General features: G+C 54.4%; 6 protein-coding genes and 1 pseudogene. 5 read left to right on the forward strand and 2 right to left on the reverse strand.

What is annotated here, in order from left to right; all coding sequences use genetic code 11:
• Positions 1-804: 804 nt before the first annotated feature.
• The 3 genes and pseudogenes from tnpB to Q1A48_RS20115 all read left to right on the forward strand — a co-directional run.
• A pseudogene (tnpB, locus tag Q1A48_RS20110) lies at positions 805-1,023 on the forward strand (IS66 family insertion sequence element accessory protein TnpB); the annotation flags it as partial.
• 25 nt (positions 1,024-1,048) lie between these two features.
• Positions 1,049-1,333 (forward strand): CDGSH iron-sulfur domain-containing protein, encoded by a 285-nt coding sequence (locus tag Q1A48_RS22000; RefSeq protein ID WP_366523454.1) that lies wholly within the window; start codon positions 1,049-1,051, stop codon positions 1,331-1,333.
• On the forward strand, positions 1,302-1,502 hold the full coding sequence (locus tag Q1A48_RS20115) for a hypothetical protein (RefSeq protein WP_299948490.1): 201 nt from the start codon (positions 1,302-1,304) through the stop codon (positions 1,500-1,502). The genes Q1A48_RS22000 and Q1A48_RS20115 overlap by 32 nt, the downstream gene beginning before the upstream one ends.
• A gap of 266 nt (positions 1,503-1,768) precedes the next feature.
• On the opposite strand, the gene Q1A48_RS20120 is transcribed toward Q1A48_RS20115, so the two are convergent.
• Positions 1,769-3,367 (reverse strand): isocitrate lyase, encoded by a 1,599-nt coding sequence (locus tag Q1A48_RS20120; RefSeq protein WP_299948492.1) that lies wholly within the window; start codon positions 3,365-3,367, stop codon positions 1,769-1,771.
• A 114-nt stretch (positions 3,368-3,481) separates the two neighbouring features.
• Here Q1A48_RS20120 and Q1A48_RS20125 point away from each other — a divergent pair, with 114 nt between their 5' ends.
• Together Q1A48_RS20125 and Q1A48_RS20130 are read left to right on the forward strand one after the other, a co-directional pair.
• Positions 3,482-4,417: a LysR family transcriptional regulator gene (locus Q1A48_RS20125; RefSeq protein WP_299948494.1), complete on the forward strand. Its 936-nt coding sequence runs from the start codon at positions 3,482-3,484 to the stop codon at positions 4,415-4,417.
• 186 nt (positions 4,418-4,603) lie between these two features.
• Complete coding sequence (locus Q1A48_RS20130) at positions 4,604-6,778, forward strand: malate synthase G (RefSeq protein ID WP_299948496.1); 2,175 nt, start codon at positions 4,604-4,606, stop codon at positions 6,776-6,778.
• A 207-nt stretch (positions 6,779-6,985) separates the two neighbouring features.
• Here Q1A48_RS20130 and Q1A48_RS20135 read toward each other — a convergent pair whose 3' ends face one another.
• Positions 6,986-7,201 (reverse strand): hypothetical protein, encoded by a 216-nt coding sequence (locus tag Q1A48_RS20135; RefSeq protein ID WP_299948498.1) that lies wholly within the window; start codon positions 7,199-7,201, stop codon positions 6,986-6,988.
• Between the last annotated feature and the right edge of the window lie 462 nt (positions 7,202-7,663).

Genomic DNA, 7,663 nt, shown 5'->3' on the forward strand with positions numbered 1-7,663 from the left:
GTTTCGTCACCTTCATCAAAACCGGTAAACCCCCTCTTTTCAAGGAGATGTGTCAGATTTGGTCTGAACTAATACAAATCATGTCCAAATTTTCAATCGTTTGCTTTTAGGGGGCACTATAGGCTTCACCACTTTCGTAGACCTTATCCATGGTCACTTTAACACCTCCCAAATCACAGCTCTTCAGAATTTTCAGGAATTTTCTGCCTTTTGAAGCATCATTTGTCAGCCCTAAAGACAGAAAGAATGTTAGGGTGCAGTTGTGACCATGCAAATTTTTCTGGTTCGGCGTAACCGCTCATTGTAGAGCGTCATTCACCAGGCTAATCCCCAACACTATTCTGGCCATTGTCAACAACACGGAGGCCAACCATGAACTATATAAATGCTCTAACTTCACGCCCACGTCGATCCGAACAGCAACTGCAAGCGCTTATCGATGAGTGGTAAAGCAACGCAATGTCCGCCAGGCAGTTTTGCACTGAGCGCGCTATTGGCTATACAAGCTTCTGCCAGTGGCGCAAACGTCTGTCTGCACCAGATAAAAATATTGTGTAAGATCGAAAAGCAGAATCCGACTTTATCGATCTCGCCACGCTGAGTTCCGGCTCATCCTCCAGTTGGGAGATCGTGCTGATCCTGGGCAAAGCGTAAAGCTGAAGTTGAGCCAGCGCTGATGTTTTCGGTTGGGACCCGCACGAGGATCCTTTTGTGTACCGAGCCTACGGATATGCCCAAATCCTTTTGCGGGTTATCCGCGTTGGCCAAAAACCAGCTCGCTGAAACTCCTCTCGAGGCCAGCACCTCGTGTTCGTCAACCGCCGCAAGATCATGATGAAGGTGCTGTACTCCGAGCCCTCCGGCTACTGCCTGTGGAGCAAGCGGCTGAAGCAGGGTCAATTCCCTGTGCGCTCTTCGGCATCGGGAAGGCGTTGGTTGAACGGGTCCGACCTGCAGCTGATCCTCGACGGAATTGAGATGCAAAAATCCCGAAAATTAAAGCACTATGAACACAATTCATAGTGCCTTCCTGGTAAAATCCAGCCCCATGCAACGCGCCGAAAACACCCCTGAAATTTTCTCCGAAAAGACCCGCCAGGGAATTGATGAGTTTGCCGATGATCGGGTACAGGTGCCGCGTATTGTGTTCAGTTTGCTGGTTAGTGAGGTGGGCAGTCACAAGCCGGGTGTAGTGATCACGTTAAAGGGCGTGGAGTACCCATCAAGGCCACTGTGCCGCTGCAGGGCGTCAAAAAACAAACCATTTTGCGATGGACCCCATGTCGCAGCGGATTTTACTGATGGAGATTTTCAACAAGGTTCTCGGTCATGAGCTATTCGCTTTCCCGAGACATGCTCCCCGGTTGAATTTTTTGGAAACGGACCGGCAGATAAAGGCGGCTTGCGCCGCCTTTATTGCACATAACAGGCTGTTGAAATTCGAAGAATTTCGACGCCTGGCACCGAAATATGGATTTTTCGGCAAAATCGACGAAGCCTAAGTCATTGATTTTGGGAGAGAAAATCACATTTTTCGCTTTTGGTGTTTTGAAACAGGCAGGATGCCTTTTTCAACAACCTGTTAGTAGGCTGTTGAAAAAACAATTTTCAGCAGGCTGCCAGCCCGAACAGGGATGTTCGGGCCGCAAATCAAGCATGTGAGTGTTTGATTTGTCGTGGAGGGTTTGCGGGCATGCGCCGCAAACCCGGGTTTAAAAGGCTCTGGAAGGCCCTTTTAAACAGCCTGTTAGAGGGCATCAGGACAGGTTTATCCAAACTGGTTCATGGTGTTGTCTTTACCAGCGGATTTTAGGGCGGCTTCACCCGCGAAGTACTCTTTGTGGTCATCGCCGATGTCGGAACCCGCCATATTCTGGTGCTTGACACAGGCGATATCCTGGCGGATTTCCTTGCGCTGGACACCTTTCACGTAACCCAGCATACCCTGCTCACCGAAGTATTCCTTGGCCAAGTTGTCGGTTGACAGAGCCGCAGTGTGGTAGGTGGGCAGAGTGATCAGATGGTGGAAGATACCGGCTTCTCGGGCGGCATCGGCCTGGAAGGTGCGGATTTTCTCATCGGCAGCGGCGGACAGCTCGGTATCGTCGTACTCGGCGCGCATCAGGCTGTCGCGGTCGTAGGCGGATACGTCTCTACCCTCTTCAGTCCAGGCATCGAATACCTGCTGGCGGAAATTCAGGGTCCAATTGAAGGAGGGGCTGTTATTGTAAACCAGCTTTGCATCCGGAATGGCCTTGCGGATCTCATCCATCATACTGCCAATCTGGCCAACATGGGGCTTTTCGGTTTCAATCCAGATCAGATCGGCACCGTGCTGCAAGGCGGTGATACTGTCCAAGATGCAACGCGCTTCACCGGTGCCCTTGCGAAACTGGAACAGGTTGGAGGCCAGGCGCTTAGGGCGCAATAGTTTGCCACCGCGGTTGATGACAACATCGCCATTGGCAAGCCCGGAGGTCTCGATTTCCTCGCAATCCAGGAAGGCGTTGTACTGGTCACCCAGGTCGCCAGGTGTTTTGGTCACGGCAATTTGTTTGGTCAGGCCGGCACCCAGGGAGTCAGTGCGCGCAACGATGAGTCCGTTGTCTACGCCCAGTTCCAAAAATGCGCAGCGCACAGCGCGGATCTTGGCCAGGAATTCTTCGTGCGGGACGGTGACCTTGCCATCCTGGTGGCCACACTGTTTCTCGTCGGAGACCTGGTTTTCGATCTGAATACAGCAAGCGCCTGCCTCGATCATTTTCTTGGCCAACAGGTAAGTTGCCTCGGCGTTACCGAAGCCGGCGTCTATGTCGGCAATGATGGGCACAATATGGGTCTGATGGTTGTCGATTTTATCCTGGGCAGTCCTCTCGGCTTCTTTGTCCCCGGCCTCGCGGGCGGCATCCAGGGCCCGGAACAGGTCGTTCAGTTCACGGGCATCCGCTTGGCGCAAAAAGGTGTACAGCTCTTCAATCAGGTGCGCTACCGCGGTTTTTTCGTGCATGGATTGGTCGGGCAGGGGACCGAACTCGCTGCGCAAAGCGGCAATCATCCAACCGGACAGGTACAGGTAGCGGCGATCGGTCTTGCCATTGAAATGCTTCTTGATGGCAATCATTTTCTGCTGGCCAATGAATCCGTGCCAACACCCCAGTGACTGGGTGTATTTGGCGGGGTCCCTGTCGTAGTTCTCCATGTCGGCACGCATGATGTTGGCAGTGTATTTGGCAATATCCAGGCCGTGCTTGAACTTGTTCTGGGCACGCATACGCGCAACGGATTCCGGGTCGATAGCGTCCCATGTACCTCCATGGTTTTCACGGAGCTTGGCTACCGTATCGATGTCTTGAGTGTATGTGGCCATGACTGCATTTCCTTAAAACGGTGACTGCGATTAAGTGTTGAGTATCTTAGGGGGCGTGGCATAATTTGCCTAATTTATTGATTTTATTTTCACTATCGATTTGGCGAATGATTCATGCAACTGGAAAGAGCCGACCTGAACCTGCTGGTCTACCTGGATGTACTACTGCGTGAACGCAACGTCACCCGTGCAGCCAATTACTTGGGGCTCTCCCAGCCGGCCATGAGCAATGGCCTCAAGCGCCTGCGCGAGCAGTTCGGCGACCCGCTTCTGGTGCGCACACGGGAGGGCATGATGCCGACGGAGCGGGCCCTGGAGCTGCAGCCCATGGTGCGCGAGGCTCTCTCTTCCATCGACCGGGTGATACAGCCAAACCGGGATTTCAACCCGGCCAATACCCGCAGGACCTTTCGTATCATGGCCAGCGATTACGCAGAATCGACCCTGATTCCCCCACTGCTCAGGCAACTGCGGCAGGATGCCCCCGGTATCAGCCTGGATATCATGACTCCCAGTGATGTGAGTTTCGTGGATGTGGAGCAGGGCAAGGTTGACATGGTGATCAACCGTTTTGACAGCATGCCGCAGAGTTTTCACCAGGCAACGGTATGGCGGGACAGTTTCTCCTGTGTGATGCGCACGGATAACCCGATTCTCGAAGACTACAATCTGCAAAGCTACCTGAAGGCGCAGCATATCTGGGTGAGCAAAACCGGTATGGGCGTTGGCGTGGGGGTAAACCCCGAGGATGTCCAGAGGCTGGGCTGGGTGGATGAGGCGATCGATCGCCTGGGGGAAAAACGGGATATCTCTGTATTCACCCGTCATTACCAGGTGGCCATGTTACTGGCGGAGCAGAGCGACCTGATTGTGACGGTGCCCACCCGCCTGGCGCAGTTGGCCAGTGACAACCCCAAGGTGGTTCGTCGGAATCCGCCACTGGATATTCCCCCGTTTGAGCTGAAAATGGCCTGGAGCCCGCTGTTGCAGCAGAGCGCCCCCCACCGCTGGCTGCGGCGCCTGATTCTGGATATTGGCCGGGCGCTCTGAGCGATGGATAGGGCGCGTTCCCAATTCGGGTTTGTGAACTCAAGGCGTTTGTCTTGCAGTTCCCTGCAGTAGCGCCAATAAAAAATTGAATCTGTGAATAGTGGAAATTGCGCCTATTAATTAGCGGTATGGGGAAATGGCTGTATAGAATGCCGTTATTCCAACGATCAGAGAGAGGCCCAGGGTATGACGGAACGAATCCAAATCGGCGATCTGCAAATTGCAACGGTGCTTTACCATCTGGTCTGTGATGAGGTGATTCCAGGGACCGGGATCAGCGCCGAAGTTTTCTGGGCTGAATTTGAATCGGTTGTTCGCGATCTGGCGCCGGTCAACCGTGCCCTGCTGGAAAAGCGCGACAAACTGCAGGCAACCCTGGACCACTGGTACAGCGAAAACCCCGGGGGTTTTCGCGACCTGGAAGGCTACCGCGCGTACCTGCAGAAGATCGGCTACCTGGTTGATGAACCTGCAGACTTCACTGCCGGCACCGAGAATGTTGACACGGAAATCGCCACTCTGGCCGGCCCGCAGCTAGTGGTGCCGGTGATGAACGCCCGCTACGCCCTCAACGCCGCCAATGCCCGCTGGGGCAGCCTGTATGATGCCCTTTACGGCACCGACGTGATCAGCGAAGCGGGTGGTGCGGAAAAGGGTACCGAATACAACCCCGTGCGCGGTGCTAGGGTGATTGAATATGCCCGCAGTTTCCTCGACCAGTCCGCCCCGCTCACCTGTGGCAGCCACAGAGAGGTTGTGCAATACCGTGTGAACGGCCCCCTGCTGGAAATGGAACTGGACAACGGCGATATCGCCACGCTGAAAGACAGCAAGCAGTTTGCCGGTTACCGCGGCGACAGCGAAGAGCCCAACGGCATCTTGCTCAAGCAGCACGGACTGCACTTTGAAATCCAAATCGATCGGGAAAGTCCCATCGGCAAGTCCGACGTTGCCGGGGTTAAGGACGTGCTGATGGAATCCGCACTCACCACCATTATGGACTATGAAGACTCTGTAGCTGCAGTGGATGCCGAAGACAAGGTTGTGGTTTACCGCAACTGGCTCGGCCTGATGAAGGGGGATCTGAAAGAAACCATCAACAAGGGCGGCAAGACTTTCGAGCGCAAACTCAATGCCGATCGTGCGTACACCAGCCCGAACGGTAACCAGCGTATCCTCCCCGGCCGCAGCCTGATGTTTGTGCGCAACGTGGGCCACCTGATGACCAGTGATGCCATTTTGTTCGGTGATGGCGAGGAGATTCCGGAAGGGATACTCGATGGCATGATTACCAGCCTAATCGCATTACACGACCTGCGCAGCGAAAGTGCATTCCAGAATTCCCGTACTGGCAGCATCTATATTGTAAAACCGAAGATGCACGGCCCGGAGGAGGTGGCGTTTGCCAATACCCTGTTCAACCGCATCGAAGATGCCCTCGGTCTGGCGCGCCACACGGTAAAAATGGGTATTATGGACGAGGAGCGCCGCACTACGGTGAACCTGAAGGCCTGTATTGTCGAAGCCAGGGAGCGGGTGGTATTTATCAATACCGGCTTTTTGGATCGCACCGGTGACGAAATCCACACCTCCATGCTCGCCGGTCCCATGATCCGCAAGGGCGATATGAAACAGTCCACCTGGATCAAGGCTTACGAAGAGTGGAATGTGGATGTGGGTCTCAACAGTGGCCTCAAAGGCAAGGCGCAGATTGGCAAGGGTATGTGGCCCATTCCGGACCAGATGTCAGCCATGATGCAGGCCAAGCTTGCCCACCCCATGGCCGGCGCCAACACCGCCTGGGTACCATCGCCCACAGCGGCCACCCTGCACGCGTTGCACTATCACAAGGTGGACGTCAACCGTCGCCAGGAAGAAATCCAACATCGCCACCACGCCAAGCTGGAAGATATTCTTACCCTACCGGTAGCGGAAACACCCCACTGGAGCGCCAGGGATATCCAGCTGGAGCTGGACAACAACGCCCAGGGAATCCTCGGTTACGTTGTGCGTTGGGTAGAGCAGGGTATAGGCTGCTCCAAGGTACCGGATATCAACGATGTTGGCCTGATGGAAGACCGTGCAACCCTGCGTATCTCCTCCCAGCATATCGCCAACTGGCTCAAACAGGGTATCGCCAGCGAGCAGCAGGTGCGCAAAACCCTGGAGCGCATGGCCGCCATTGTGGATCGCCAGAATGCCGGCGATTCCAACTACCGCAATATGGCACCCGACTTCGACAAGAGCATCGCCTTCCAGGCCGCCTGCGAGTTGGTGTTTGAGGGGTGTGCGCAGCCAAACGGGTACACTGAGCCGGTGTTGCACCGCCGCAGGCGGGAGTTTAAGGCCATGAATGCTTGATCGCCGGGCTCAGGGATGAATACCTGCGTCCATGGGACATCAGTATTTTTTAAAATCCATCGGTTGTTGATAAGCGCTGGACTCCGGTCGTAATGCAGTCCAGCTTATTGTGCAATCTGTGTTGGATAAAACCAATCAGCTTGCCGCACACCTGTGCAAGCCGGGCTGTTCTTGCAGCACGTAGGGCCCCGGCTTTGGTTTGTTCCGTCAAACCAGGGACATCAACAATGCCAGCGCCGGCGAGCGTTTTTTGCACTGACCACAGGCAGTTGTATCGGTGATATAGTCCGTGTCAGTCAGGTGGATAAACCCAAGGATTTGGACAAAGGCGGTAGCCCGGACCGATTCGGCTGCAGGATGGTTGGCGCCTTTGTCACTTCCGACAGCCAGCTGCGCAGCAATTTCGCAGGCATCCCTCGGCAAGGTGGAAAGCCTACAGGCCTCTCCTCAGGTCAAAATGGTCTACAAAGACGTTTCGCATGTAATCGGACTTCCTTTGCTTTCTGTGAATTTGCGGGCAGCAGTGGTAGAGCCTGCGATGAGAGGTTTTCTCAGCAGATATGATCCAAGATTTGTAAATCGGGGAGGCTTTATGTTGGGTGGCAAGGGGATTTGATTGCAAAGCCGGATTGACTGTTTGAGCTTTTGTGGTAGTCCGAGAGGGCTAAAGCCTAATACCCATTGCATGGGCTAAGCACTGTGGGCTTAGATGAAGTGGTGGTTCGGAAGTACATCAAAAATCAAGAAAGTGAGGAGCGCCGTCAGGAGTAGATGCGCTAGGAAGGGTGTTAGCTAATAGCCCCTCCGGGGGAGGGTGTTCAAAACTCTGTGTCAGCCAAGTAGCCTCATAGGCTGATATATTTCTCCAGGCGATCCGGGAAGTGG

Origin of the sequence: uncultured Microbulbifer sp., assembly GCF_947489355.1 — a bacterium.
Classification (GTDB): Bacteria; Pseudomonadota; Gammaproteobacteria; order Pseudomonadales; family Cellvibrionaceae; genus Microbulbifer.

Bases quoted from the DNA above. Each gene is read 5' to 3' on its own strand.
- Q1A48_RS20130 (WP_299948496.1), top strand. From the start codon at position 4,604: ATGACGGAACGAATCCAAATCGGCGATCTGCAAATTGCAACGGTGCTT.
- Q1A48_RS22000 (WP_366523454.1), top strand. From the start codon at position 1,049: ATGCAACGCGCCGAAAACACCCCTGAAATTTTCTCCGAAAAGACCCGC.
- Q1A48_RS20115 (WP_299948490.1), top strand. From the start codon at position 1,302: ATGGAGATTTTCAACAAGGTTCTCGGTCATGAGCTATTCGCTTTCCCG.
- Q1A48_RS20125 (WP_299948494.1), top strand. From the start codon at position 3,482: ATGCAACTGGAAAGAGCCGACCTGAACCTGCTGGTCTACCTGGATGTA.
- Q1A48_RS20120 (WP_299948492.1), bottom strand. From the start codon at position 3,367: ATGGCCACATACACTCAAGACATCGATACGGTAGCCAAGCTCCGTGAA.